Here is a 26,293-nt window from a genome sequence, read left to right on the forward strand (position 1 = left end):
GAGATCATCTTGCAGGCGAAGATGATGTCGGTCATCAGGTTGGTGAAGGAGCCGGTGCCGCCCAGGCGGCGCTGCTCCTGAAGCAGGAAATGGGTCAGCGTGATCCGATGATAGGGCATCTTCCGTATTCTCCCTGGAGCGCGGCACGGACCGGGTTTGTCCCCCCTGGTCGCCGCCTGATGTGTTAGCCGATTCGGTCGCATGAATCCAATGCGTTGTCGTGTCGGGTGGAATGGGCGTGACTTCGTTGCGCCCGCTCCGCTACAAGAGCAAATCTCCAGGGATGACAAGGGGACGGTCTTTGAGGTCTGTCCGATATCTGACGGTTGCGGTCGCATTGTTGGCCGGTGCTTGCGCCGGGCCGCCACCGCCTCGACCCGCGCCGCAATCGCCCCCTCAGTTGCTCGATCCCGATTCCGCCTGTCTGAAAGATTTGCGCGATCATTCCGTGCTGTTCGAGCCGTTATCGATGACGGCGGCGTCCCCCGCTTGTCAGGTGCCCAATCCGGTCAAAGTCACCGCCGACGGTCAGATGAGATGGAATCGTCCCGGCGTGCTGTCCTGCGCGACGATGCGGGTGGTCGACCGTTTCGAGACCGACGCGGTGCAACCGGCGGCAGAGCGTCATTTCGGCCAGCGCGTCGTCCGTCTGCTCCATATGGGCACCTATGAATGCCGGACCCGCCGCACTGACGCGACAGCGGCGGCCGCCGCCGCGGGCAAGCCGGTCCGCGGCGGGCGACTGTCGGAACATGCAAAGGGGCAGGCGATCGATATCGGCGGCTTTGAACTGGCCGATGGCACCGTTGTCTCGGTCAAGCGCGACTGGCGCGGGGGCGGGCGCAACGCCGCGTTCCTGACCGAGGTCGCCCGCGCCGCCTGCGAGCATTTCAGCGTGGTGCTGACGCCGAATTACAACGCGGTCCACGCCGATCATCTTCATCTGGATATCGGGCCGCACCGGCTGTGCGGGGTGTGATACCGGCCAACCCTCGATTTGATCCGTTGGCCTGTATCCGGCCGCCATTGCGGCGGCGGCCAAGCGGGCGGATGCCCGCGCCCGGCGAGGGACAATACAACCGGCCAAGTCTTTGGCCGGTTGGTATGTTATCCTAGCAGGGAATCGATCTCGACCTGGGCCATGGCGCGGTCGGACCCGTGGATGATCGCGTTGGCGCAATCCATCAACGCCTGAGCCGCCCGGCTGATTGCCTTGACGTGCTCGGCGATCAGGCCGGGGTCGGAGCCGCCGACGATTTCCTCTTCCAGCCGGGCGACCCCGCCCAGGATCACCGCGTTTAACTGGGCCAGGGTTTCTTCGAACGGACGGCGGTACTTGCTGGGGACGTGATCGTAGGCTTCGATCGCGAACTGACGGTCCTTGAAGCTGGATTGGGCGAAATGTTCCTTATAGGAACGGGGTTCCCATTGCTTGCAATCCTCGACCATGTCCGGCATGTCCGGAATCATGTCGATCAGCATCACGATTTCGTTGAAGTGGTTCAGATAATCCGTCGCCAGCAGGGTCTGGGCGCTGATGTTGGTGCCATCAACCCTGGCGGCAAAAGCTTCGAACCGTTCCCGCTCATCGGGGGGTATGTCGGATTCCGTCACTCTCCCTCCCGCTCCGCAGAGTTGTTTTTCCACCCTGTCATCCATGCGCCATGATGTTCGGAATTTCAAGGGCCTGAGCGACACCAGGGCGGGCTTACAAAAATATGGTGTCGGCGATCGGGAAAAAGAAGACCATGGCGGCGGACCGATCAAGCGGAGGATAGCAGCCAATGCGAGCGTTCTTGTGGGCGGGGAGTCTTGCCCTGTGTCTGGTGGCCGGCACCGGGTCGGCTGCTCTTGCCGAGGAACCGGGTCAGACGATTTTGACCCTGCACGAATCGGCGGAAACCCTGATTTCACCCGACGTGCTTAACGTCACCTTGCGGATCGAGGCCGAGGGAGCCGATGCGGCGACACCGCAAAAGGCGCTGAACCGTGCCGTTGCCGCCGCCCTGGCCAAGGCGCGGGCGGTCGATGGGGTCACCATCGCCACCGGGCCGTATTACACCAGCCGGAACGAGCCGCAGGCGAAATCCTCTGCCGCGCCGCTGTGGCGGGCGTCCCAGACGATTGACCTCACCTCGCGCCGCTTCGACGCGTTGCTGGCTCTGGCGGGCGAACTGCAAAGCGACGGTCTGGCGATGGTCGGGATGAGCTATCAGGTCAGTCCGCAGGCGCGGGCGGGTGTTCACGAAACGCTGGTGACCGAGGCGTTTTCCGCCCTGCGCCAGGAAGCAACGCTGGTGGCGCGGGCAACCGGCCTGTCGATCGTCGGCTATAAAACGCTGTCGCTCAGCCCGACCGCCCGACCGCCGGTGATGATGAAGGCCGCGCGCGGGATGGCGATGTCGGCCGAAGCGATCGCGCCCCAGGGCGAAGCGGCCGCCCAGCCGGTCCGGGTCGATGTCGATGCCGAAGTGATCCTGGAACTGCGCCGCGCGCCGTAAAGGACGGGGGAATGGGACGCGTGGGGTCGTCGGTCCGAGCCCCACGCGTTTCGTCTTACCAGGGCGAGCTGTCGCGGTCGCGTGATGCCTTGACCTGGATCGCCTGGGCCTTGATGTCCTGAATCCGCAGCCAGATCGCCCCCTGGTGTCCCAGCAATTGCTCGGCCTTGTTGGCGTGGTAATTGGCCTCGGGCAGCTTGCCCGACAGCAGGAAATGCTCAGCCAGGGCGTAGGAGGCCATTCCTTCCTTGCCATCGCGGCCGAACGCGATCGCCAATTGCTGCCAGGCAAAGGAATCTTCGGGCTCCAACCGCACCGCGATGGTCAGATTGGCGGCGGCGTCGGCCAGCAACGTCTGATCCTCGGTCTCGATTTCGGCCTGACCCAGCCCGATCCGCAGCAGGGCACTGTTGGGAAGGTATTCCACCGCCTTGCGATAGGGCTCGATCGCCTCGCGGCCGCGCCCGTTCTCAAACAGCATCTGCCCCTTCAGTTCCCAGAAATAGGGGTCCTTGGGGCGGTCGGCGATCAGTCCGTCGATCAGGGCCAGCGCGGCTTCGAGATCGGGCTTGCGGTACAGCGCGACGGCGCGGGCATAGCGGGCCTCGATCGAGGTGTCCCCCTCTTTGTAGCGCATCAAGGTCTTGACCGGCGGTTCGACGAAGGCGAACAGCTTGGCCTTGATGCGGCGGTGCCGCTCGATCCAGTCGGCGGGCCAGGGCTGGTTCGAGAACGGCGATTTCTCGACATGCTCGCGGACAAAGGCGATACGGTCGCGGGTCAGCGGGTGGGTACGGACATAGGGGTCCTGACGCGCCGCCACCAAAAGCTCCTGGTCGCCCAGGATGTTGAAGAATTCCAGCAGCCCCTTGGCCGACCAATGGGTGTCGTCCAGGAAGCGCATCGCCATCTGGTCGGCCTGCTGCTCCTGGCTGCGCGAGAAGGCCAGCAGGTTGCGCATCGCCAGTTCCTGGCCGCCCATCATCACCCCGGCGGCGGCCTGACCGTTGCCGCTGACCGCCCCGGCGGCGGCACCCAGCAGCATCGCCAGGATCGCCTCGGTCGAGGCGGCGGCGACGGCGTCGGTGCTGCGAATCAAGTGTCCGCCAGCAATGTGTCCGGTTTCGTGCGCCATCACCCCGATCAACTGGCCCGGAGTCTCGGACCGGATGATCAAACCGGTGTGAAAGAAAATGTTCTGGCCCCCGGCGACAAAGGCGTTGAGTGTCGGGTCGTTGATCAGCAGGATGCGGATCGCCTGTGGGTCCAGCCCGGCGGCCTGAAAAATTGGCGTGCCGAAGTCGCGAATGGTATTTTCCACTTCCGCGTCGCGAATAAATTGGCGCTTCGACTGTTGAGCTTCAGCCGACGGCGACACCAACGCGATCAGGATCGTTACCAGAAGGAAGATGCGTGTGAACAAGGATCATTCCTCGCCGGTCGAAAGGTTGCACGCAGGGCGGAGCCGCCGAATCGCCGCCCTGGCGGTCGTGATTGCCCTGGCGGCCTGCGCCGAGTCTCCGCCGCCGATCGGTACGGTCGGCCACGTTCGCGGCTTTGCCGGTCTGGTCGCCGCCGACGAACCCCGGGCTGCGGTGGTCGCCCGTGACGTTCTATCCGCCGGGGGAAATGCCGCCGACGCCGCGACCGCCCTCTACTACACTCTGGCAGTGACCCTGCCGTCAACCGCCAGTCTGGGCGGTGGAGGGTCATGCATTGTACATGACGCCGAGAGAAAAACGACCGAGATCCTGGAATTCCCGGCGTTGCCCTCGACCGAGTCCGGACAGGTGGCGACGGCGGTTCCCGCCAATCCCCGGGGCTTTTACGCGCTGCACGCCAAATACGGTCTGATGCGTTTCGAAAGCCTGTTGGCTGAGCCTGAGCGGCTGGCCCGTCTTGGGACTCCGGTGTCGCGGGCGCTGGCCAACGACCTTGCCCGGGTCGTGCCGCTGCTGTCGCGCGATCCGGAGGCGCGGGCGATCTTCTTCCGTCCCGATGGCGCGGTCCTGCGCGAAGGCGACATCCTGCGCCAGCCCGAACTGGCGGCGGTGATCGCCAATCTCCGCCGCAATACCGGCGATTTTTATCTGGGGATGGCGGCGCGCGATCTGGTCAAATCGGTCAAAAGCACGGGCGGCACCCTCAATCTGGACGATCTGCGCGATCTGCGCCCGGCGTGGCGCGACACGCTGAAGGTGCGGGTGGGGACAGAAATCGCCCATTTCGCGCCGCCTCCCTCGGTCGGTAGCACGGTGACCGCCGAAGTGATCGGGATGGTCTGGCCGCGCTGGTCCGATGCGCCAGAGGACGAGCGGCCCCATCTGCTGGCCGAGGCTCAGGCTCGCGCCTTTGCCGACCGCGCCCGCTGGATGCAGCGCAATGGCTGGAGTACCGAGCCTCCCGGTTCGCTGGTCGCTCCGGAAAAGCTGACCCGTCTGTTCTCGGATTACGCCCCCGACCGTCATCGTCCGGTGTCTGGCGCGTCGGCGACACCGCCGGATTCCAATGTGTCGGCCAGCTTTGCCGTGTTGGACGGCAAGGGCTCGACGGTGGTGTGCGGAATCGGCACCGGCGGCGTGTTCGGCCAAGGACGCGTCGCGCCCGGCACCGGGATCGTGCTGGCCACCGCGCCGGGGCCGGGGGCACCGCCCAGCGCTACCACGGTGATGGTGGTCAACCCCCATACCGCGCGGGTCCATTTCGCGGCGGGATCTTCGGGCGGGGCGGCCTCGCCCGCGGCTCTGGCCGAAACGATGCTGGTGGCTTTGTCCGGCGATACGTCGTTGGCCGAGGCGCTGGCCCGGCCTCGGGTCGTGCATCTTGGCACCCCCGATGCCGCGTTTGTCGAAAATGCCCCCTATCGCTTCGATCCCGCGCCGCTATCCCGACGCGGCCACCAGACCGCTCCGGTCGCGATGCCCAGCCGGGTCGAGGCGTTGCGGTGCCGCGAAGGTCAGCTCCAGACTCCGGATTGCGAGGCTGGGACCGACCCGCGCGGGTTCGGATTGGCCACTTCGGTAGGGAAAGACTGATGGCGTTCAAGGTTGCCGAGCGGGGAGCGATCGCTCCCTTCATCGTGATGGACGTGATGCGTGCCGCCACCCAGCGCGAAGTGGCTGGCGAAAGCGTGCTGCATCTCGAGGTCGGTCAGCCCTCGGGGCAGGCTCCGGCCGGGGTACGGGCCGCCGCCGCCCGGGCGCTGGCTAGCCAGCCTTTGGGCTATACCGTTGCCAATGGGCTCGATTCGTTGCGGGCCCGGATCGCCCGTCATTACGTGACGGCCTATGGCGTCACGGTCCGGCCCGAACAGATCGTCGTCACCACCGGGTCGTCGGCCGGGTTCCTGCTCGCCTTTCTCGCCGCCTTTGCTCCGGGGGACCGGGTGGCGGTGGCCGCGCCCGGCTATCCCGCCTATCGCAACATTCTGAAGGCGGTGGGAGTCACCTGCGTCGATGTCCCGGTTGGACCGGACAGCCGCTGGCAATTGACCGCCCGCGTGCTTGAAGACCTGGACCAGCCGCTTGATGGCGTCATCGTTGCCAGCCCCGCCAATCCGACCGGCAGCATGTTGTCGGCCCACGAGGTCGCCGAACTGGCGCTGTGGTGCGAGTTGCACAATATCCGTCTGATTTCGGACGAGATTTATCACGGCCTCAGTTATGGCCGCACCGCCGCCACCGCCGCCGGGATGGCCGCCGCCCCGCATACGGTGGTGGTCAACAGCTTCTCGAAATATTACGCGATGACCGGCTGGCGGGTGGGTTGGCTGGTGGTGCCCGACGATCTGGCCCGCGCCGTCGAATGCCTGCAACAGAATCTGTTCATCTCGGCTCCGACCCTGTCGCAGGTCGCTGCCGAAGCGGCGTTCGATTGCCTGGACGAGTTGGAAGCCCGCGTCGCGGTCTATCGCACCAACCGCGATCTGCTGCTGAACGAACTGCCCGAGGCGGGGTTCGCCAAACTGGCCGCCGCCGACGGAGCGTTCTACCTGTATGCCGATCTGTCCGACCGCACCGATGACAGCGAGGCGTTTTGCGCCCGGATGCTGGCCGAAACCGGAATTGCCGCGACGCCGGGAACCGATTTCGATCCGGAGCGGGGGCGGCGCTTCCTGCGCTTTTCCTATGCCGGTTCAACTGCCGACATGGCCGAGGCGGCGCGGCGGCTGAAAGCGTGGCGGGGCGTTTAGCGATTGCCCGGCACGGACCAGAGCCGGTCCGTGCCGGGGTGCATCGCGTTATCTGAACCGGCGCGGCATCCGGAACGGTAACAGCGCCTGGACCCAGCCGCTGCGGAAGCGGTCGAGGCACAGGCTTTCATGGAAGCCGGTGACCTTTTCGCCAAACAGCCGGGTATCAATCACCGAGCGGGTATAGAACGGGGTGTCTTCCAGCACCTCGGCCAGCCGGGCGGTGTGACCGCTGTCGGCGCGGGAGACGCGCTCGACCCCCCAGGCACCGCGCGGCAGGGCCGACATCGGCGGCGAATCCGATTCCTCGACCTTGCCATCCCGGCCGATCCGCAAGGCGACGGCGAGGTCACTGCCGTCGCGGCGGGTGACATCATAAAGGACGGCGGTGCCGTTCTGAAGCGGCGCGCGCGACCAGGTCCAGCGCGCAAAGGATTTCTCCAGCGGCACGATCCCGGAATTGGTGTCGAAATAGCCGGGACCGGACCAGCGCAGGCGGGGATGGCTCAGTTCGACCTCGACCCGCGAATCCGGGGCCAACGGTGACCAGAAATGCTCGCCCGCTCCGTCAAGACGGACGGAATGGCCGGTCAGGGCGCGGGGATGGACTTTGATCGTGCCCTGAATCCGGCCGGGCAGCGGGAAGGTCCGCTCGGACAGGCGGATTTCAAGCGCGCTGCCGGTCCAACGCAGCGCGCTCGGCCCGATCACCAGGGTGTCGATGCTGCGATTGACGGCGCTGCGGTTGCGCTCCGTCATGCTCCAGCGCTTGGTGGCGCCGTACAGGCAGACATTGACCGAGCAATGGTCCAACGGCTCGGCCGTGCCGCCCTTGCGTCGCGCCCAGGCATAATAAGGAGAGAACACGCTGCCGATGAAAAAGATCAGGGTCAGGCCGTGCTTGCCGTCATCGCTCAGCGCGTCGATATACCACCAGGAATAGCCCGATCCGGGAATTGTCCGGTCGAAGCGGGGGCCGCGGTCGCCGCCCAGGCCCAGGGGGCCGGTGGCGGTCTGGGCCGGGCCCGCCTGGACGAAACGCCGTCCGCAGGGCAGCGGGCCGGGATCGGGAGATCCCAATTCGGAGGGGCGGATCAGCCCCCCGCCGATCAGGCCGTCGGTCGGATACGGGTCCACCCCATCCGCGGCGGCCGGGCGGTCTCCGCCAGTCGTCTGATGCGACGGGCGCATCTTTCCGGACGGTCGAAGGCCAATGGTGTTCATCTGTCGATCTCCCCGGGCGTTACTGTCGGGGCCGTCCGGCACCGGGCACACGAATTCCATCGTCGGTGCGGGCGGCGACCGACCCCGGGGGGAAGGTGTGGTCGAATTCGCCCCTCCTGTCACGGGAAAAAATCCAAGCAGTCCGAAGTGGAGGGGGGAGGAGCTGCCTTGGGTTCGATCCGCTTCCATCCGCATCGGGAATTTGACATATTGCCAACGATGACCATTCGGTAACCTGTAACAGAGGGGGGAACATGGATGCCATGGCTCGGGTCGAGGGGGCTCTGACCACGGCGCTGGCGCGGATGAGTGGGCCGGGATGCCCGCCCCGGCTGGCGGAAGCAGTGCGCCACGCGGTGTTTCCCGGTGGGTCGCGGCTGCGTCCGCGTCTGTGCCTGGCTGTTGCCGCCGCCTGTGGCGACGATGCGCCCGGTCTGGCCGATGCGACGGCGGCGGCGATCGAATTGCTGCATTGCGCGTCGCTGGTCCATGACGACATGCCCTGCTTCGACAATGCCGAGATGCGGCGTGGTCGGGCCTCGGTTCATCATGCCTATGGCGAGCCGCTGGCTCTGCTGGTCGGCGATGCTCTGATCGTGGTGGCGTTCGAGCAGCTGGCCATGGCTGGCGTCAGCCGTCCCGAACGTATCGCCCCGCTGCTGCTGATGGTCGGTGGGTCGGTCGGTGCGCCGACCGGAATCATTGCCGGTCAGGCGTGGGAATGCGAGGACGAGATCAATCTGTCCGAATATCACCAGCAGAAGACCGGTGCTTTGTTCGCCGCCGCGACGATGGCTGGCGCCACCGCCGCCGGAGCCGATCCCGAGGCGTGGCGTGCGCTGGGCGAGCGGCTGGGCGAAGCCTATCAGGTGCTCGACGATATTCGCGACGTTGCCGCCAAGCCGGAAGAGATCGGTAAGCCGACCGGACAGGATCGCGCCAACGACCGCCCCAGTGCGGCGTTGCAACTCGGTCTGGCTGGTGCGGTGCGTCGTCTTGACGAACTGTCCGCCGCCGCGATCGCCGCGATCCCGGAATGCCCCGGTCGGTCTGCGCTTCAGACGATGATCCATGATCAGGTGTCGAGCCTGCTGCCGAAGAAGCTGCGTCGCGCTGCGTGATCCCGTTTGTCACGACCCAAGGCGGGGGAGACGCTTTGGGTCGTGACCGACCGGGTCACCAAAGCGGGATTTTACGCCAGGATAATTTCCTTTGTGACGAAGCGCGATTGTCACAAATAAATTCTTATTAGGCGTTAAGTCGGCAGATAATTAAATTAATGGTTGCGACTTGCTGCGGTCGTCCGTGGGGAAGGCCGTGGCTGGTATATGTCTTGAATTCAAAGGGTTGGCCCTGGTTCGGGTCGTGGTCGCGTGCGCTCGCCACGGCGATTTAGGGCGAAATTGTGTCATAGAATTCGATTGACACATTGGTCGGGCAGAATACACTGACGCCGGGTTGACTTGGCCCGTTTTGAATCCGCTGGGGGAAGTGGATGAATACCATTGCCGTTGTGCTCACGGAGCCTGAGCGCCTCGAGCTCTGTCGACTCGACTTGACGCCGCCCGGCGACGAAGACGTCGTGGTCGATATCGAGTGGAGCGGCATCAGCACCGGAACCGAGCGGCTGCTCTATACGGGCAAAATGCCGCCGTTCCCCGGTATGGGCTATCCCCTGGTTCCCGGTTATGAATCCGTCGGTCGTATCGTCGAGGCCGGACCGGCCTCTGGTCGTGCCGTTGGCGAACGTGTCTTTGTTCCCGGTGCGCGCTGTTATGGCGACGTGCGCGGCCTGTTCGGCGGCGCGGCGGCGCGGGTGGTTGTGCCCGGTGCCCGGGTTTATGTCGTTGACGAATCTCTGGGCGAGCACGCCGTGCTGCTGGCCTTGGCGGCGACTGCCTATCACGCCGTCGCAGCCGAAGGGGCGCGCCTGCCCGAATTGATTATCGGTCATGGCGTGCTGGGTCGTCTGGTGGCGCGGATCGCGGTGGCGCTGGGCGGATCGCCGGTGGTGTGGGAACAAAATCCCGACCGGACCAGCGGCGGCGTCGGCTATGACGTGGTCGCGCCGTCGGCCGACACGCGCCAGGATTACCGCTCGATTTACGACGTCAGCGGCGACGCCAAGCTGCTCGATACCCTGATCGGCCGTCTCGCCCCCGGGGGCGAGATCGTGCTGGCCGGGTTCTATCACGAGCCGATCAGCTTTGCCTTTCCGCCCGCTTTCATGCGCGAGGCGCGGCTGCGCATCGCGGCGGAATGGCGGGGTCCCGATATGCCTGCGGTGCTGGCTTTGCTGCGCGAAGGCAAGCTCTCGCTTGACGGGCTCATCACACATCGCTTTGATGCAATCCAGGCCGCCGAGGCGTATCGGACGGCGTTCGGTGACGCCTCGTGCCTGAAGATGATTCTTAATTGGGGAGCTTGCTCATGACCGCGCCGCTCGATGGCGTTCCTCCTGCCGGAAAGGGAGGTTCGACGCAGCCGACGCCGGGCTCGCAGCCTGGGAGCGGGGCCGGGGCGGCTCCGAAGACGCAGATCATCGCGATCTACGGCAAGGGCGGTATCGGCAAGAGCTTCACGCTCGCCAACCTCTCTTACATGATGGCTCAGCGCGGTAAAAAAGTGCTGCTGATCGGCTGCGACCCGAAGAGCGATACCACCTCGCTGCTGTTCGGCGGTCGCGCCACTCCCACCATCATCGAAACCTCGGCCCGCAAGAAGCAGGCGGGGGAAGAAGTGAAGATCGGCGACGTCTGCTTCAAGCGTGACGGCGTCTTCGCGATGGAGCTGGGCGGGCCGGAAGTCGGCCGTGGCTGTGGCGGTCGCGGCATCATTCACGGCTTCGAAATTCTCGAGAAGCTGGGCTTCCACGATTGGGACTTCGATTACGTCCTGCTCGATTTCCTGGGCGACGTCGTCTGCGGCGGGTTCGGTCTGCCGATCTCGCGCGACATGTGCCAGAAGGTGATCGTCGTCGGCGCCAACGATCTCCAATCGCTCTACGTCGCCAACAACGTCTGTTCGGCGGTCGAATATTTCCGTCGTCTCGGCGGCAATGTCGGGGTGGCTGGCATCGTCATCAACAAGGATGACGGCACCGGCGAGGCGCAGGCCTTCGCCCAGCAGGTCGGTATTCCGATCCTGGCGACCATCCCCGCCAACGAAGGCATCCGTCGTCTGTCCGCCGCCTACGAAATCGTGGCGCAGCCGGATGGCGAATGGGGTCCGCTGTTTGCCGCGCTGGCCGATCAGGTCGATGCCGCTCCGCCGATTCAGCCCAAGCCGCTGTCTCAGGAAGGCCTCCTCAATCTGTTTAAGGGCGACGCCGTCGGTCGCGATGTGGTTCTGGTGCCCGCCACCGCCGAGGATATGGGCGGGGAATTGGCCGCCAGCAAGCCGTCGCTCGAAATCATTTACGAAACCCCTTAGGAGCCGCCTTCTGATGTCGTCATCCACCCTCGTTCCTCCTCCGGCCAAAGGCGATACGCCGATTGCGGCTGGCTGCACCGGCAGCGGGGTGGCGGACGCGGTGAAGGAACGGCTGGCCAGCGATTATCCCAAGGGACCGCACGATCAGCCGCAGACGATGTGCCCGGCGTTCGGTGCGCTGCGTGTCGGCTTGCGGATGCGCCGTACCGCGTCGATCCTGGTCGGCTCGGGCTGTTGCGTCTACGGTCTGTCCTTTACCTCGCATTTCTACGGGGCGCGGCGGACCGTCGGGTACGTGCCGTTCGATTCCGAGACCCTGGTGCGGGGTCAGGTGTTCGAGGACGTCCGTCAGGCGGTCTATCAGATGGCGCGACCGGAACAGGTCGATACCGTCATCGTCATCAATCTCTGTGTGCCGACTGCCTCGGGCGTGCCGCTTGAATTGCTGCCCAAGGAAATCGACGGCGTCCGCATCATCACCATCGAGGTTCCCGGGTTCGGGGTGCCGACTCATGCCGAGGCCAAGGACGTCCTGGCCGGGGCGATGCTGCGCTATGCCCGCCTCGAAGCCGAGTCCGGCCCGGTGGCGATGCCGCGCGGCGGTGTCGCCTCGATGCCGACGGTGTCGCTGATCGGCGAATTGTTCCCGGCCGATCCGGTGGTGATCGGTGGTCTGCTGGCCCCGATGGGGTTGGCGGTGGCGCCGCAATTGCCGTCGCGGGAATGGCGCGATCTGTACGCCTCGCTCGATTGCGTGGTGGCGGCGGCGATCCATCCCTTCTATGCCGCCTCGGTGCGCGAATTCCAGGCTGCCGGTCGCCCCGTCGTTGGCTCCGGCCCGGTCGGGCTTGAAGGCACGGCGGCGTGGCTGGAAGGAATCGGCAAGGCGGTCGGGGTTAGCGAAAAGCTGATCGACGCGGCCAAGGATCGGGCGCTGCCCGCGATCCGCGCTGCGCTCGACGCCCATCCGATCAAGGCGCGGGTGACGGTGTCGGGCTATGAAGGCTCGGAATTGCTGGTGGCGCGTCTGATGGTCGAAGCCGGGGCCGAGGTTCCCTATGTCGGGACCGCGACGCCGCGCACGGCCTGGAACGAAGCCGATCGCGAATGGCTGGCGGCCAAGGGCGTCCACGTCCAGTTCCGCGCTTCGCTCGAACAAGATATTGCGGCGATGCGTGATGCGCGGCCCGATCTGGCGCTGGGAACCACGCCGCTGGTGCAACACGCGAAGGAGATGGCGATTCCGGCGCTGTACTTTACCAACATGGTTTCGGCGCGGCCGCTGTTCGGACCGGCTGGGGCCGGATCGATCGCGGGGATCGTCGCCGCCCAGGCTCAGGGCAAGGCGCGGTTCGCCCGGATGGTTGAATTCTTCGACAAGGTCGGAACCGGAGCCGCGACCGGCTATGGTCCCAACCCCCCGTTGCCTGGCAAGGGGAGGGCGTAACGATGCTCGTCCTCGATCTCGACCGGGCTGGCGGATATTGGGGGGCGGTCTACGCCTTTGCCGCGGTGCGCGGGTTGCGTTTGGTGATCGACGGCCCGGTTGGCTGTGAAAACCTGCCGGTCACTGCGGTGCTGCACTACACCGACGCCTTGCCGCCGCATGAATTGCCTGTCGTCGTCACGGGGCTGTCGGAAGAACAGTTGACGATGAGCGGTACCGAGGATGCGTTGCGTCGCGCCAGTGCCACTCAGGATCAGTCGATGCCGGCGGTGGTTCTCACCGGCTCGATCGCCGAGATGATCGGCGGCGGCGTGACCCCCGAAGGGTCGAATCTGCTGCGCTTCATCACGCGCACGATTGACGACGATCAGTGGCAGGCGGCCGATCGGGCGATTTATTGGCTGTGGTCGCAGTTCGGGGCCAAGCAGGCCAGCACCAAGCCGCGGGTGCGGGCAGCGGGGGAAAAGCCCCGGGTCAACATCATCGGCCCGATGTACGGCACCTTCAACATGCCGTCCGATCTGGCGGAAATCCGCCGTCTGGTCGAAGGGATCGGCTGCGAGGTCAATCTGGTGTTCCCGCTGGGAACCCATGTCGACGATATCAAGCGGCTGGCCGATGCGGACGTCAATATCGTGATGTACCGCGAGTTCGGCCGCAAATTGTGCGAAGAGTTGGGTCGTCCCTATCTTCAGGCGCCGATCGGGGTGTTCTCGACCACGGCGTTCCTGACCAAGCTGGGGGAACTGACCGGACTCGATCCCGAGCCGTTCATCGCCCAGGAAAAGCACACCACGCTGAAGCCGGTGTGGGATTTGTGGCGCAGCGTGACTCAGGACTTCTTTGCGACGGCGTCGTTCGGCATCGTTGCGACCGAGACCTATGCCAAAGGATTGCGTGGGTTCCTCGAAGGAGAACTGGGGATGCCCTGTGCTTTTGCCATCGGTCGCAAGGCTGGGGTGAAGCCGGATAACCAGACGGTGCGGGAGACGATGAAGGCTCACCCTCCTCTGGTCCTGTACGGTTCGTATAATGAGCGGATGTATGCGGCTGAGCTCGGCTTGCGCTCGATGTATATTCCAGCTTCTTTTCCGGGAGCCATCGTCAGGCGCTCGACCGGAACCCCCTTTATGGGGTATAGTGGCGCGACTTATGTGGTTCAGGAGTTTTGCAACGCACTCTTCGATGCGCTGTTTCATATCCTGCCGCTGGGGACGGAGCTTGATAAGGTTGAATCGACCCTGTCGCGCCTGACCCGAATGGATGCTTTGCCTTGGGACGATGACGCAAGTCGTCTGCTTGAGGCCTACGTGGAGACCGAACCGTTTCTCCTGCGTATTTCCGCCACCAAACGGCTCCGCGACAGCGTTGAGCATGAGGTGCGGACCGCCGGAGGGGAAAAGGTTACTGCGGCCGATGTGTCCGCCTCACTTGCCGCGATCGGCAAGGGGCGGGCAGCATAAGGCGCAAAGTCAGCGATTTTTGCCGCCGCGTTCGCGCGACGGCAAGCCCCGCCGCCTGGGGAGAGGCGGTTATGGCCGGAAGGCCTGTCTTAGGGAGTTCAATTGAATGGCTAACTCATTAGAAAGAGGAGGCGGGACCTTGTCTGGTCTGTCTGAGTCAGAAGCGCAGGAGTTCCACGGCATCTTCGTGACGAGCTTCATCTCCTTCATCGTAGTCGCCATCGTCGCGCACTTCCTCGCTTGGAAGTGGCGTCCCTGGCTGCCGAGCGCCAAGGGCTACGCGTTGCTTGACAACGCTACCGCCGCTGCGCAGTCGGTTCTCTCGACCCTGGTCTAATGGAGGCTACGTAAAATGTGGAAGATTTGGACGCTCTATGATCCGAGAAGGGCTCTCACTGCGTTGTTCGTGTTCCTGACCGTTCTCGGTCTGCTGATCCACTTCTTGTTGCTCAGCACCGATCGGTTCAACTGGCTTGACGGCGCTCGGGTTGCGCATGGATCTGTGGTCCAGCAGACCCTTCCGCTGCCGGCGAAGTAGCAGTGGCGTGGGCTAGGGACTGAACATCATCGTTCACCCCTAGCCCAAAGCTGGCAATGTTCAGGCGAGGCGGCGAGGAACCGATCCTCGCTACCTCTCTAAAGGGTGGACTTCAACATGGCGATGCTCAGTTTCGAGAAGAAGTACCGCGTCCGAGGGGGGACGCTGGTGGGCGGCGATCTGTTCGATTTTTGGGTGGGGCCGTTTTACGTCGGGTTGTTCGGGGTGACTGCTGCTTTCTTCACCTTGCTCGGCGTCGCCCTCATCGTGTTAGGCGCGTCGCACGGACCCACGTGGAATTTGTGGCAGATCAGCATCGCCCCTCCTGATCTTAGCTATGGACTGGCCTTTGCGCCGCTGAATGAAGGCGGCCTGTGGCAGTTCATCACCATTTGCGCGATCGGCGCCTTTGTGTCTTGGGCGCTGCGCCAGGTGGAAATCGCTCGGAAGCTCGGGATGGGCCTTCATGTCCCGTTCGCGTTTAGTTTCGCGATTCTGGCTTACGTTACTCTGGTTGTGATTCGCCCGCTTCTGATGGGCGCCTGGGGCTTCGGTTTCCCCTATGGAATTATGAGCCACCTCGACTGGGTGTCGAACGTTGGCTACCAGTTCCTGCACTTCCACTACAATCCCGCGCATATGATCGCGATCAGCTTCTTCTTCACGACGGCGCTGGCGCTGGCTATGCACGGCGGTATCATCCTGTCCGCGACCAATCCGGGCAAGGGTGAGCAGATCAAGACGGCCGAACACGAAGACACCTTCTTCCGTGACGCGGTTGGCTACTCGATCGGCGCTCTGGGCATTCACCGCCTGGGCCTGTTTCTTGCCATTTCCGCTGCCTTCTGGAGCGCGGTGTGCATCGTGATCAGCGGGCCCTTCTGGGCGCGTGGGTGGCCCGAGTGGTGGGGCTGGTGGCTCAATCTGCCCGTCTGGCGCTAACGCAAGGTGACCGTAATGACCGAATATCAGAATATCTTCAACCGCGTGCAAATCCGCGGTGAGACCTATCCGGGCGTGCCCTTGCCGCCGGACACGGATGATCGTTTCGGGCAGCCCATCTTCAGCTATTGGGCCGGTAAGATCGGCAACGCTCAGATCGGTCCGATCTATCTGGGTGGCCTGGGCCTCGCCTCGGCTATTTGCTTTGGTATTGCTGCGGCTGTCGTCGGCCTCAACTTCCTGGCCCAGGTCAACTGGGACTGGATTCAGTTCGTCCGCCAGTTCTTCTGGCTGGCGCTTGAGCCGCCGCTGCCGAAGTACGGCCTGTCCTTCCCGCCGCTGGCCGAGGGTGGCTGGTGGCTGATCACCGGTTTCTTCCTGACCGCTTCGATCCTGCTCTGGTGGGCTCGGATGTACACCCGCGCCAAGGCCCTGGGCCTGGGTACCCACGTTTCGTGGGCGTTCGCCTCGGCGATCTTCTTCTATCTGGTGCTGGGCTTCTTCCGCCCGATCCTGATGGGCAGCTGGGGCGAAGGCGTTCCCTTCGGCATTTTCCCGCATCTCGACTGGACCGCGGCGATCTCGATTCGCTTCGGTAACCTCTACTACAATCCGTTCCACATGCTGTCGATCGCCTTCCTTTATGGTTCGGCGGTTCTGTTCGCCATGCATGCCGGCACTCTTCTTGCCGTGAGCCGTTACGGCGGCGATCGCGAGATCGAGCAGATCGTCGACCGCGGCACCGCGGTTGAGCGTGCGATGCTGTTCTGGCGCTGGCAGATCGGTTTCAACGCGACGATCGAGTCTTTCCATCGCTGGGGCTACTGGTTCGCCGTCCTGACCGTGATTACTGCGGGCATTGGCATCCTTTTGACCGGCACCGTCGTTGACAACTGGTATCTGTGGGCCGTCAAGCACGGTGTTGCTCCGTCCTATCCGCCGGTATTCCCGCCTGCCACGGATCCGGCCCTGATCTCGGGAGTGCCGCAATGAGACTCGGATTTTCCGCTGTAGTGGGGCTTACCGCCATTGTCGGTGCGGTGTTCGTCGCTACCACCTTCACCACTCCGCCTCTTGACAGCGTCCAGCGCGGTTATCGCGGGTTGGGTCAGATCCAGACCTATCAGGATCGCGCCTACACTCGTCTGACCGCTGCCAATCAGGCTCCTGAAGTAATTCCCGCAGTCGATCCCGAAGGCGAAAAGGCTTCGGTCGGCTACAAGAATCTTAAGGTCCTGGGCGATCTCGATAAGGCTGAGTTCGACCGCTTGATGATGGCGATCACCAACTGGGTGTCGCCGGATGCAGGCTGCAACTACTGCCACAACCCGGAAAACATGGCGTCTGACGAGGTCTACACCAAAGTGGTGGCCCGCCGGATGCTTGAGATGGTCAGCACCATCAACACCAAGTTCAAGGCCCACGTCGCCAACACCGGCGTGACCTGCTACACCTGCCACCGTGGTCAGCCGGTTCCCAGCTATGTCTGGTTCACCGACCCGAACCTCAGCCATGCCTCGGGCTATGCCCAGGGCGTGACCGGTCAGAACAAGGCCGCGGCCGTTGTCGGCTACACCTCCCTTCCGTACGACGTCTTCACGCCGTTCCTGAAGGAAGCCAACGACCTGCGCATCATTTCCGGGACGGCTCTGCCGCAGCGGGATGCCGGTCCGCGTAAGTCGATCATGCAGGCCGAATGGACCTATGGCGTGATGGCGCACATCTCCGATGGTCTCGGGGTGAATTGCACCTATTGCCATAACACCCGTTCGTTCACCGATTGGAGCCAGAGCTCGCCGCAGCGCGTCGTGGCTTGGCACGCGATCCGTCACGTTCGCGAGCTGAACAACACCTATCTCGATCCGCTGGCCTCGATCCTGCCCGCGAATCGTCTGGGTGCTCTGGGCGATGCCCCGAAGGTGAATTGCACCACTTGCCACCAGGGCGTCTTCAAGCCCCTGCTGGGTGTCTCGCAGCTGAAGGACTATCCGGAGCTGGCGACCACTCTGACGGTCAAGAACTAAACGACCCCAGGCCGGCAGATGAGGTTTCATCTGTCGGCGTGGTTGGGGCCTCGGCCCCAATCCGGTTTGCGACAGTGGAGGTTCCCAACGCGGGGCTAAGCAGCGCAAGTCGGGGGACAAAACATTATCGGCGCGGAGAGCGGGGTGACCCGAGCTCCGCGCCGAAGTGTTTTTGGGGTGTCGCGATCCAAGCCGACCGGGCGGAAGCGATCTATCCCACCAAGAGCCACCGTCAATCCCAGTCGAGACCGAAGGCGCTGGCGCGACAGCAGTGCCGCGCAGGCACTCGCTCCACCGCCGCCGCGCCGTTCCCAGCCGTAAATGGTCAGCGTGGCCGAGAGTGGGATCGGCCACGCGAGATTGCACGAGTGGGTGGTGCGATCGCATCGCCATTAACTGCGCCAGCGACGAAGCAGATCGGTGAGGTGAGCGATCAGGGCTGCCACCAACCAGCCCCCAATCCAGGTCGGACCATCGCCAACCAGACCGGCGCGAAGAGCCATCATCAGACACAGGCCCGAGACCAGGGTTGCGGCAAAGTTGATGGGGGCTGGCCCTTGCCCGGTCCGACCGTGCCACCAGGCCAAGGCCAAGCCTTCGACGATCATCAGGGCGACGATCAACTCGATAGCAAAGCCGCTGGAAATCAAATGGTTGAGCCACGTCATGAAGGACCTCGCATTCACCGCGAACGAACGCTCTACGCAGATTTGGGCGGTGACATTTAGCAAAACGGAGGGAAGGCAAGGAACGGAAAGAAGGAATGTGCAAAGGTGAGATGGGGCTAAAGGTGGATAATGCAAGAGTCCGGAAAGCACCAAAATATTTATGGATGTTGGAGTCTTATCCATTAAAAATAATGTGGGTAATTGGGTGGGGGTGTGTTTGTCCGGACTGATGATGCGACGTCATTATTATTTTTTATGGATAAAGAGGGGCGCAGGCGGGCGAGGGAGGCTAACGCAGCGGCGCCGGGGGAAATTCGATCCTGGACATGTTGGCGTTCGAGTAAATGGTACGCCATGTCCGGCATCGGTGAGGAACGGCGCCCTGAACTGAGTGGGGCGGTGGGATCGTGTGCAATGAGGGAGGGCGAGGCGGGAGGGAGCATGACCCGGGGAGCCGAGGGGCGGCCAACGCGGGCCGAAACGGACCGGGGATGGACACCTAACCGGGAAGGGGCTTGTGCCGGTTCGTCTTCAGGGTTAACTTTTAAAGGTTCCAGAAACTGAGCCTAGGACCACCGCCACCATGAACAATCCCGTCTTCGATCGCATCCGCCAGGACATCACCGAAAATGACGTGGTGCTGTACATGAAGGGAACCCCGATGTTTCCGCAATGTGGGTTCTCCGCCGCGGTGGTTCAGGTTCTGACCGGCCTGGGTGTTACGTTCAAAGGGATCGACGTTCTGGTTGATCCCAGCCTGCGCGAAGCGATCAAGCAATTCACCAACTGGCCGACCATTCCGCAGCTCTACATCAAGGGCGAGTTTGTCGGCGGGTGCGACATTGTGCGCGAGATGGCGGCGAGCGGTGAGCTTGCCCAGCATCTGGCAACGCACGGGATCGCCTGTAAAGTCTGACGACACTTGGTCTGTGCCGGGGACAGAATCGGTGATCTGTCCCCGCGCGGCGTCGCGGTGGTGGTCTTTGATTGGCGTGACCGTCTTTCGGGGCTTCGACCCGAAATGAGGCGAGGGGTCAGCCCCCGACTCCGCAGACGAACTTCAGGGTCTGAAGCCGCTTCAAGGCCCAGCGCAGGCGGGTACGGGCCCGTTTATCGAAACATTTCGGCTCGATGCGGGGCGAGGGCGCGATCCCGATCCCGATATCGGTCAATTGCTGTTCCAGCATCGTGCGTAGCAAAATCTCGAGGACCTCGTTGAAATCGCGCAGATCGTCGGGGTGCAGCGCATCGGCGGCGTGAAGGGCGATGAAGCGTTCGTCGGTCCCGGTCTGAGGCAAGTGAGCCCGGATCGCACGCAGGCGCGCGGCGCTGACCAAGGGGAGCAGGCCGAATTTTTTGAGGTTCAGCCGACCGTTGACGGTGACAAGGGTGCCGAACAGCCCGATTGAGCCGTCCATTCCTGCGACATTCTGGGCAAGGTAGCGCAGGAAGAAACCGGAACAGGACGCGGTTTCGATCGCCATCTTCCGTAAATCCTCGGCCAGGGCGCGATCGCCCCAGACCGGCTGGAAATCAAAGAAGATATCGCAATACATCACGGTCTGGTTTTCGACCGAATAGACCCATCGGGCAATTTCGTCGCGCCATTCGTCGAGGCTTTTGCGCCACGCGGCTTCGCCCGCCATCACCTTGCCGTTACAGAGCGGAATGCCGGCGGCGGCGAGGGTGGCGTTGAGGCGTCGCCCCAATTCGGCGAACCAGGAATCGTCGGACGGGCGGCCATCATGGACCAGGGCATTGTCCTGATCGAACGCGAGCAGGCTTTCACCGCGACCGGCCGAGCCCAAAACCATGACTGCATAACGGGCAGGAGCGGGGCCCCACCCGTCATCCTGCATCGATAACTCGGCCAGTTCGGCGGCGCGGGCGGTCAGATCGCGCAGCACCAGGGCAATCACCGAGGCGATATTGCGGGCGGTGACGCCTTCGGCCAGCAGGCCCGAGGCAAGACGAGGCAGATTGGCGACGATCGCTCCCATCTCGTCGGAATCGCGGGCGGATTCAACCGAATCGCCCAGCACCAGCGCCTCGGTGGCGCGGACTTTCAGCAGGGCGCTGCCGGTGATCATGCCCAGCGGACGGGAATCCGGGTCGACCACCACCAGATGGCGCAGCCCGGTGCGGGCCATCCGGGCCAGGGCGACATAGACAAAGGCATCAACCGGGACCGAGGCGACCGAACGGGTCATCGTCTCGCCCAGCGAGGTGTCGAGCCCGGCCGGTCCGGAGGTCGATAACAGCCGGAGCAGATCGCGTTCAGTGAAGATACCGACGGTGCATCCCGCCTCATCGATCGCGACAATCGACGAGACCTTGGCCGCATACATGCGTTGAATCGCGTCGGAGAGGGACAGCGTGGTCGGCGCGCTCAAAACCGGGCTGCTCATCACCTCGCGGATGCGATGGCGATACGGGAAGCTGTCAATCCTCGCAAGGGGGGCAAGATCCTCCACCATGTGATCACGATAGTGGCCGTTCGGGATTTTTCAACGGATTTCTTTGTTTCCAAGATGGGCCAGTTTCGTATACAGGACCACACATAGAATATGCGTGAATAGAACGGCTCGTGTACTCGCAATCCGTGGCGTAGTGTCGACGATTATCGCGGCGCATCATAAAATTCGATTTGCATAACTAAGCAAAAACTGACGGTTAACAATGAGCTTACTGGGTAGGCGCGCTGAAAAGATTCGCGTGAATACCTGTCCGACTCAAGTATGGCGCAACTTATTAATGCAACGCCTTCGCACACTGTTGACGCGATCATTGTCGAGTGTTAACTAGGAATAGCACCTCAGATGCGCGCTTGGCGCATGACCGTCATGCAAATGCATGGGCCGTGGGCGAATGGGGGAAGACTAAAAACCGGCGTCAAGACCGGAAATACAAACAATGATCGCCGCTAAACATAATGGCGCGACGAATAGTGGAGGGTAAATTGAGCAATACAGCGCAAAATTTAGCCAGTGCTGAAAAGATCCGGAACAACCCTAAGTTCCGTGAGCTTGTCAGCAAAAGGACTCGGTTCGCCTGGACTCTGTCAGCAATCGTCCTTGTCATGTATTTCGGATTTATCGCCCTCATCGCTTTCAACAAGGCGCTGCTCGCGACGCCTCTCGGCGCAGGCATCAACACGACGGTCGGCTTTCCGCTCGGTGTCGGCGTGATCCTGAGCGCCGTCATTCTGACCGGAATCTACGTTTATCGCGCCAATGGCGAGTTCGACGAGCTTAACCGCCAGATCATCGAGGAATCGCGCTGATGAGGACGACCATGACCGCTCTCGCGGGCGCGCTTGCCGCTTTCGGCACGCTGCTCGCCACCGGAACGACCGCGCTGGCCGCCGGAGCCGATCTCGGCCAGGCCGCGCAGCAGGCGACCAACTGGCACGCCATCGTGATGTTCCTGATCTTCGTCGCCGGTACGCTGGGGATCACCTATTGGGCGGCGAAGCGGACCAAGACCGCCGCTGATTTCTATGCCGCCGGCGGTGGGATTACCGGGTTTCAGAACGGCCTGGCGATCGCTGGCGATTACATGTCCGCCGCGTCGTTCCTGGGAATTTCGGCCCTGGTCTACGGATCGGGCTATGACGGACTGATCTTCTCGGTCGGCTGGCTGGTCGGGTGGCCGATCATCCTGTTCCTGATCGCCGAACGTCTGCGCAACCTGGGCAAATACACCTTTGCCGATGTCGCCTCGTACCGCCTGGGTCGGACCCCGGTCCGCACCTTTGCCGCCACCGGCGCTCTGGTGGTGGTGATCTTCTATCTGATCGGCCAGATGGTCGGTGCCGGTCAGTTGATCAAGTTGCTGTTCGGGATGGAATACATCTATGCCGTGATCATCGTCGGCGCGCTGATGATGATTTACGTCACCTTCGGCGGCATGGTCGCGACCACCTGGGTCCAGATCATCAAGGCCGGTCTGCTCCTCTCGGGTGCTACCGTCATCGCCTTTGGCGTGATGTACCAGTTCGGCTTCTCGTTCGAACAATTGTTCGCTCGCGCCATCGAAGTGCATCCGAAGCATCAGGCGATCATGTCGCCCGGCACGCTGGTCAGCAATCCGATTGACGCGGTTTCGCTCGGTATCGCCCTGATGTTCGGCACCGCCGGTCTGCCCCACATCCTGATGCGCTTCTTCACCGTTCCCGATGCCCGCGAGGCCCGCAAGTCGGTGTTCTATGCGACCGGCTTCATCGGCTACTTCTACATCCTGACCTTCATCATCGGCTTTGGCGCCATCTGCCTCGTCGCGACCAATCCGGCCTATCTTGACGCGGTCAAGGGCGGTCTGAACCTGCGCGGCGGCAACAACATGGCGGCGATCCACCTCGCCCATGCCATCGGCGGCGACCTGTTCCTCGGCTTCATCTCGGCGGTGGCCTTCGCCACCATCCTCGCGGTGGTGTCGGGTCTGACCCTGGCCGGAGCCTCGGCGATCTCGCACGATCTCTATGCCAGCGTGTTCATGCACGGCAAGACCACCGAGGGCAAGGAAGTCACCGTGTCGCGGTATGCCAGCCTTGGCCTGGGCGTCATCGCGGTGCTGCTCGGCATCGTCTTCGAGAAGCAGAACGTGGCGTTCATCGTCGCGCTGACCTTCTCGGTGGCGGCGTCGGCCAACTTCCCGGTGCTGGTGATGTCGATGTTCTGGAGCGGCCTGACCACGCGTGGCGCGGTCATCGGCGGCACCATCGGTCTGGTCACCTCGGTCGTGCTGGTGGTTCTCAGCAAGGCGGTGTGGGTCCAGAGCTTCGGCTATGCCGAGCCGATCTTCCCGTATGCCTACCCGGCGATCTTCTCGATGCCGGCGGCGTTCTTCTTCACCTGGCTGTTCTCGGTCCTCGACAACAGCCCGCGTGCCGCCAAGGAGCGGGCCGCGTTTGAAGCTCAGTCGATCCGGTCCGAGACCGGGTTGGGAGCCGAAGGCGCTGCCGCTCACTGATCGGCGACGGGGTCGAATCAAGAGGGCCGCCGGGAAACCGGCGGCCCTTATCGATTCCGGGGAAGGCTTTAGCGGCTCAGCAGCAGCACCAGCATCGTGCCGCCGAAAACAATGCGGTACCAGGCGAAGGGGGCGAAGCCGTGGCGGCCGACGAACACGACCAGGCTGCGCACCACAAGCAGGGCGGCCAGGAAGGCGGCGACGAAGCCAAAGGCGATCAGGGCACCGTTGTCGAACGACAGATCGGCCCAGTTCTTATAGATCGAATAGACCGAGGCCCCGATCATGGTCGGGATCGCCAGGAAGAACGAGAATTCCGTCGCGGTGCGGCGGTCGACCCCCAGCAGCAGCGAGCCCATGATCGTCGCACCGGCACGCGACACGCCGGGGACCATCGCCAGAACCTGACAGGCACCGATCGCCAGGGCACGGCGGGGCGAGATATCCTCGACGGTGTGGACGAGGGGCTTATGCACCATCTTCTCGATCAGCAAGATGATGAAGCCGCCGACGATCAGCGCGACCGCCGCGACGACCGGGGTATCAAGCAATTGCCGGATATATTTGTACAGGAACGCTCCGGCGATCCCGGCGGGCAGGAAGGCGATCACGATGTTGCGGACGAAGGCGCGCGATCCGGGCTGGTTGAGGCTGGACGCCACCGACCACAGCTTGCCCCAATAGACAACGCAGATCGCCAGAATCGATCCGAGCTGGATAACGATTTCAAAGGTCTTGCCGGGCGGTCCCTGGAAACCGAGCATGTCGCCGACCAACAACAGATGAGCCGTGCTGGAAATCGGCAGGAATTCGGTCAGCCCCTCGACCAGACCAAGGATCAGGGCATCGAAATAAGCAGACATCGTCTCTCCATGACGAACGGTGGCGATTGGTGGGGGATCATGCGCGGCGCGGGCGAGGAGCGCAATCCCGCTGCTGTTGTGACATAAAACCGCAACTGGAGTCTTGGCGTCACCGTCTGCTAATGGAGCATCAGGACGGGGGAGGGGCGGCTTAATAACCCTCGGAAGATGACGCCATGGATTTCGATATCGAGACGATTCCCGCCGGATTGCGCGTGATCCTGCGCGGACGGCTGACTTTTACCGAAAACGAAGACTTTCGCCGGATGTTGTCTGCCGCGTCGGCCGAGCATGTCGCGGGCGATCAGGTAACGTTGGATTTGGGCGAGGTCGCTTTTATCGATTCGGCCGGGCTTGGCCTGTTGCTCCACGCCCGCGATTCGCTGCGTCTTCGCTCGGCCAGCGTGGCCCTGGCCGGGGCGGCGGGGCAGGTGGAGCGGATGCTGGTTCTGGCCCGGTTCGGCGATCTGTTCGACCGGGCGGCGTGACCTGAAAAAAGGAAATCTGGTGTGACTGAAGACGTCGTGGCGTTTGACGCCCGGCCGCTGTCCGGTGCGACCTGGACCGGGTCGGCTTTGGTGTCCCGGTTGGCCGAGGCCTGGCGGGGGGGCGATTTCCCCTTGTTGGGGGCGGTCTCGATTCGGGTTCGCTTCATTGGGCTGGTGGCGCTGGCCCTGGTCGCGGCGGTGACCTTCGGCACCGTGCTTCAGCTCGCTGGGGCGCGGATCGATTCGATGCTGCTGGCTCAGGATGGTTTTCGCCGTCTCAACGATCTGGCCTCGGACATGCGTTCGGGCGCGGTCGCCGCCGAAAATATGCAGGAGCAATTCGTCCGCGACCGCGATCTGGCCGCCGCCGAGGCGTTCCGGCACGAGATCCTGCGGCTGCGTGAGCGGTTGGATGCGATGGCCGGGCTGGCCGGAACCGGGCCGATGGCTCAGGCGGTGGTCGAAGCCAAAGACGGGCTGGGCGCGGTCGCCGATGCCTTTGCCGCGTTGGAAACCGAGGCGGGACGGCTGGGCTTAAGCGAGAAAGAGGGGCTGCGTCTGCGCCTCAACGAATCGACCAAGGCGATCGAACGCGAACTGGCGGAATGGCCGAATGCGGGTGACCTGCCGCTGCTGATGACGCGGATGCGTCTGGCCGAGCGCGATTACATGCTGTACGGCGTGGCCTCGGCGCTGGGGCGTCACCGCGCCGCCGCGACCCAGTTCGATCTGGCAATCGATTCGTCGCCGTTGCCGCCTTCGACCCGCGAGGAATTCCGCCGTCTTCTCGCCGTTTATGCCGCCGATCTGGCCGCCTTTGCCGAGGGCAGCCAAGCCCTGAAGAGCGAAATCGGCCGGGTGCGCGAGGGGTTTAAGGCGTTGCAGCCGACGATCGGGCAGGTGGCAACCTTCGCCCGCGAGGGGATGGCCCAGGCCATCGCCGCCCAGGAAGCGGAACGCCGCGCCGCCAACCGGATGGTGGCGCTGGTCGGGCTGCTCTCCGCCGCGTTCTTCATCGCCGCCGCCTTGGTGCTGGCCCGCAGCGTGACCCAGCCGATCCGCCGGATTCAAGGGGCAATGGAGCGGTTGGCCGCGGGCGATCACACCATCGGCGTTCCTGGCGCGGAGCGCGGTGACGAGATCGGCGACATGGCCCGCGCCGTCGGCGTGTTCAAGGAAAACGCGATCGCGATGGTCCGGCTTCAGACCGAGCAGGATTCGATCCGGGCCGAGGCCGAGGCCGCCAACCGCGCCCATCTGCTGGGGCTGGCCGACACGTTCGAAAACGCGGTGAAGCAGACCGTCGATCTGGTGTCCGACCGTTCTCTGGCGATCCGCGACACCGCGATGCGGATGGCGGCCCGCACCGATGCGGTCGGTTCCGGTTCGCTGGCGGTGGCCGAAGCGGCCGAACAGGCCCGCGCCGCCGTCGGCTCTGTCGTCGACGCGGTGGCCGAGATGGACGTTTCGGTACGCGAGATCGCGAGCGGTGCCGACGCCGCCACCGAGATCGTTGCCGGAGCCATCGACGAACTGAATC

General features: G+C 63.6%; 25 protein-coding genes. 19 read left to right on the plus strand and 6 right to left on the minus strand.

The window, feature by feature from the left end:
• Positions 1-301: 301 nt before the first annotated feature.
• Complete coding sequence (locus K678_RS12590; RefSeq protein WP_039853077.1) at positions 302-979, plus strand: extensin family protein; 678 nt, start codon at positions 302-304, stop codon at positions 977-979.
• 128 nt (positions 980-1,107) lie between these two features.
• On the opposite strand, the gene K678_RS12595 is transcribed toward K678_RS12590, so the two are convergent.
• Complete coding sequence (locus K678_RS12595) at positions 1,108-1,614, minus strand: hypothetical protein (RefSeq protein ID WP_021132845.1); 507 nt, start codon at positions 1,612-1,614, stop codon at positions 1,108-1,110.
• Between the two features lie 170 nt (positions 1,615-1,784).
• Here K678_RS12595 and K678_RS12600 point away from each other — a divergent pair, with 170 nt between their 5' ends.
• Entirely contained in the window at positions 1,785-2,501 is a 717-nt protein-coding gene (locus tag K678_RS12600; protein ID WP_021132846.1) for an SIMPL domain-containing protein, read from the plus strand.
• A 55-nt stretch (positions 2,502-2,556) separates the two neighbouring features.
• Here K678_RS12600 and K678_RS12605 read toward each other — a convergent pair whose 3' ends face one another.
• Positions 2,557-3,924 (minus strand): M48 family metalloprotease, encoded by a 1,368-nt coding sequence (locus tag K678_RS12605; RefSeq protein WP_021132847.1) that lies wholly within the window; start codon positions 3,922-3,924, stop codon positions 2,557-2,559.
• On the opposite strand from K678_RS12605, the gene K678_RS12610 reads away from it, so the two are divergent.
• Both K678_RS12610 and K678_RS12615 read left to right on the plus strand, forming a co-directional pair.
• Positions 3,911-5,536 (plus strand): gamma-glutamyltransferase, encoded by a 1,626-nt coding sequence (locus K678_RS12610; protein WP_039853079.1) that lies wholly within the window; start codon positions 3,911-3,913, stop codon positions 5,534-5,536. The two genes, K678_RS12605 and K678_RS12610, sit on opposite strands and share 14 nt — an antisense overlap.
• The gene (locus K678_RS12615; protein WP_021132849.1) at positions 5,536-6,693 is read left to right on the plus strand and encodes a pyridoxal phosphate-dependent aminotransferase; all 1,158 of its coding nucleotides are present in this window, start codon (positions 5,536-5,538) and stop codon (positions 6,691-6,693) included. The genes K678_RS12610 and K678_RS12615 overlap by 1 nt, the downstream gene beginning before the upstream one ends.
• Positions 6,694-6,741: 48 nt before the next feature.
• Here K678_RS12615 and K678_RS12620 read toward each other — a convergent pair whose 3' ends face one another.
• On the minus strand, positions 6,742-7,830 hold the full coding sequence (locus K678_RS12620) for a carotenoid 1,2-hydratase (protein ID WP_231376254.1): 1,089 nt from the start codon (positions 7,828-7,830) through the stop codon (positions 6,742-6,744).
• A gap of 341 nt (positions 7,831-8,171) precedes the next feature.
• On the opposite strand from K678_RS12620, the gene K678_RS12625 reads away from it, so the two are divergent.
• The 10 genes from K678_RS12625 (at position 8,172) to pufC (ending at position 17,763) form a co-directional block, all read left to right on the plus strand.
• Positions 8,172-9,038 carry a polyprenyl synthetase family protein gene (locus tag K678_RS12625; RefSeq protein WP_021132851.1) on the plus strand — a complete coding sequence of 289 codons (867 nt, stop codon included), beginning with the start codon at positions 8,172-8,174 and terminating at the stop codon, positions 9,036-9,038.
• Positions 9,039-9,412: 374 nt separating this feature from the next.
• Positions 9,413-10,351, plus strand: a complete 939-nt coding sequence (gene bchC, locus K678_RS12630) for a chlorophyll synthesis pathway protein BchC (protein WP_021132852.1) — start codon at positions 9,413-9,415, stop codon at positions 10,349-10,351.
• Positions 10,348-11,349, plus strand: coding sequence for a chlorophyllide a reductase iron protein subunit X (locus K678_RS12635; RefSeq protein ID WP_021132853.1), 1,002 nt, complete (start codon positions 10,348-10,350; stop codon positions 11,347-11,349). The genes bchC and K678_RS12635 overlap by 4 nt, the downstream gene beginning before the upstream one ends.
• A gap of 13 nt (positions 11,350-11,362) precedes the next feature.
• On the plus strand, positions 11,363-12,796 hold the full coding sequence (gene bchY / locus K678_RS12640; RefSeq protein ID WP_021132854.1) for a chlorophyllide a reductase subunit Y: 1,434 nt from the start codon (positions 11,363-11,365) through the stop codon (positions 12,794-12,796).
• Positions 12,797-12,798: 2 nt separating this feature from the next.
• Positions 12,799-14,259 carry a chlorophyllide a reductase subunit Z gene (gene bchZ, locus K678_RS12645; protein WP_021132855.1) on the plus strand — a complete coding sequence of 487 codons (1,461 nt, stop codon included), beginning with the start codon at positions 12,799-12,801 and terminating at the stop codon, positions 14,257-14,259.
• A gap of 139 nt (positions 14,260-14,398) precedes the next feature.
• Entirely contained in the window at positions 14,399-14,596 is a 198-nt protein-coding gene (gene pufB / locus K678_RS12650; RefSeq protein WP_414533125.1) for a light-harvesting antenna LH1, beta subunit, read from the plus strand.
• A gap of 15 nt (positions 14,597-14,611) precedes the next feature.
• Positions 14,612-14,797: a light-harvesting antenna LH1, alpha subunit gene (pufA, locus tag K678_RS12655; RefSeq protein ID WP_021132857.1), complete on the plus strand. Its 186-nt coding sequence runs from the start codon at positions 14,612-14,614 to the stop codon at positions 14,795-14,797.
• Between the two features lie 117 nt (positions 14,798-14,914).
• Positions 14,915-15,739 carry a photosynthetic reaction center subunit L gene (pufL, locus tag K678_RS12660; RefSeq protein WP_021132858.1) on the plus strand — a complete coding sequence of 275 codons (825 nt, stop codon included), beginning with the start codon at positions 14,915-14,917 and terminating at the stop codon, positions 15,737-15,739.
• A 15-nt stretch (positions 15,740-15,754) separates the two neighbouring features.
• On the plus strand, positions 15,755-16,732 hold the full coding sequence (gene pufM / locus K678_RS12665) for a photosynthetic reaction center subunit M (RefSeq protein ID WP_021132859.1): 978 nt from the start codon (positions 15,755-15,757) through the stop codon (positions 16,730-16,732).
• Positions 16,729-17,763: a photosynthetic reaction center cytochrome PufC gene (gene pufC, locus K678_RS12670; protein ID WP_039853081.1), complete on the plus strand. Its 1,035-nt coding sequence runs from the start codon at positions 16,729-16,731 to the stop codon at positions 17,761-17,763. The genes pufM and pufC overlap by 4 nt, the downstream gene beginning before the upstream one ends.
• 392 nt (positions 17,764-18,155) lie before the next feature.
• On the opposite strand, the gene K678_RS12675 is transcribed toward pufC, so the two are convergent.
• Entirely contained in the window at positions 18,156-18,431 is a 276-nt protein-coding gene (locus K678_RS12675; RefSeq protein ID WP_021132861.1) for a hypothetical protein, read from the minus strand.
• Between the two features lie 583 nt (positions 18,432-19,014).
• Here K678_RS12675 and grxD point away from each other — a divergent pair.
• Complete coding sequence (gene grxD / locus K678_RS12680) at positions 19,015-19,347, plus strand: Grx4 family monothiol glutaredoxin (RefSeq protein ID WP_021132862.1); 333 nt, start codon at positions 19,015-19,017, stop codon at positions 19,345-19,347.
• A gap of 118 nt (positions 19,348-19,465) precedes the next feature.
• On the opposite strand, the gene K678_RS12685 is transcribed toward grxD, so the two are convergent.
• Complete coding sequence (locus K678_RS12685) at positions 19,466-20,839, minus strand: DUF294 nucleotidyltransferase-like domain-containing protein (protein WP_231376255.1); 1,374 nt, start codon at positions 20,837-20,839, stop codon at positions 19,466-19,468.
• A gap of 524 nt (positions 20,840-21,363) precedes the next feature.
• Between K678_RS12685 and K678_RS12690 the strand changes: the two genes are divergently transcribed.
• Positions 21,364-21,714: a DUF485 domain-containing protein gene (locus tag K678_RS12690; RefSeq protein WP_051185928.1), complete on the plus strand. Its 351-nt coding sequence runs from the start codon at positions 21,364-21,366 to the stop codon at positions 21,712-21,714.
• Positions 21,714-23,402 carry a cation acetate symporter gene (locus K678_RS12695; protein ID WP_021132865.1) on the plus strand — a complete coding sequence of 563 codons (1,689 nt, stop codon included), beginning with the start codon at positions 21,714-21,716 and terminating at the stop codon, positions 23,400-23,402. Before K678_RS12690 ends, K678_RS12695 begins: the two co-directional genes overlap by 1 nt.
• A gap of 68 nt (positions 23,403-23,470) precedes the next feature.
• On the opposite strand, the gene K678_RS12700 is transcribed toward K678_RS12695, so the two are convergent.
• A complete protein-coding gene (locus K678_RS12700) occupies positions 23,471-24,265 on the minus strand; it encodes an undecaprenyl-diphosphate phosphatase (RefSeq protein WP_021132866.1) in 795 nt (264 codons plus the stop codon).
• Between the two features lie 176 nt (positions 24,266-24,441).
• On the opposite strand from K678_RS12700, the gene K678_RS12705 reads away from it, so the two are divergent.
• Both K678_RS12705 and K678_RS12710 read left to right on the plus strand, forming a co-directional pair.
• Entirely contained in the window at positions 24,442-24,753 is a 312-nt protein-coding gene (locus K678_RS12705) for an STAS domain-containing protein (RefSeq protein ID WP_021132867.1), read from the plus strand.
• A gap of 21 nt (positions 24,754-24,774) precedes the next feature.
• Positions 24,775-26,293, plus strand: a 1,519-nt coding sequence (locus K678_RS12710; protein ID WP_021132868.1) for a HAMP domain-containing protein, incomplete at its 3' end; no start/stop codon positions are given.

It is taken from the genome of Magnetospirillum fulvum MGU-K5, from assembly GCF_000442515.1.
Classification (GTDB): Bacteria; Pseudomonadota; Alphaproteobacteria; order Rhodospirillales; family Magnetospirillaceae; genus Phaeospirillum; species Phaeospirillum fulvum_B.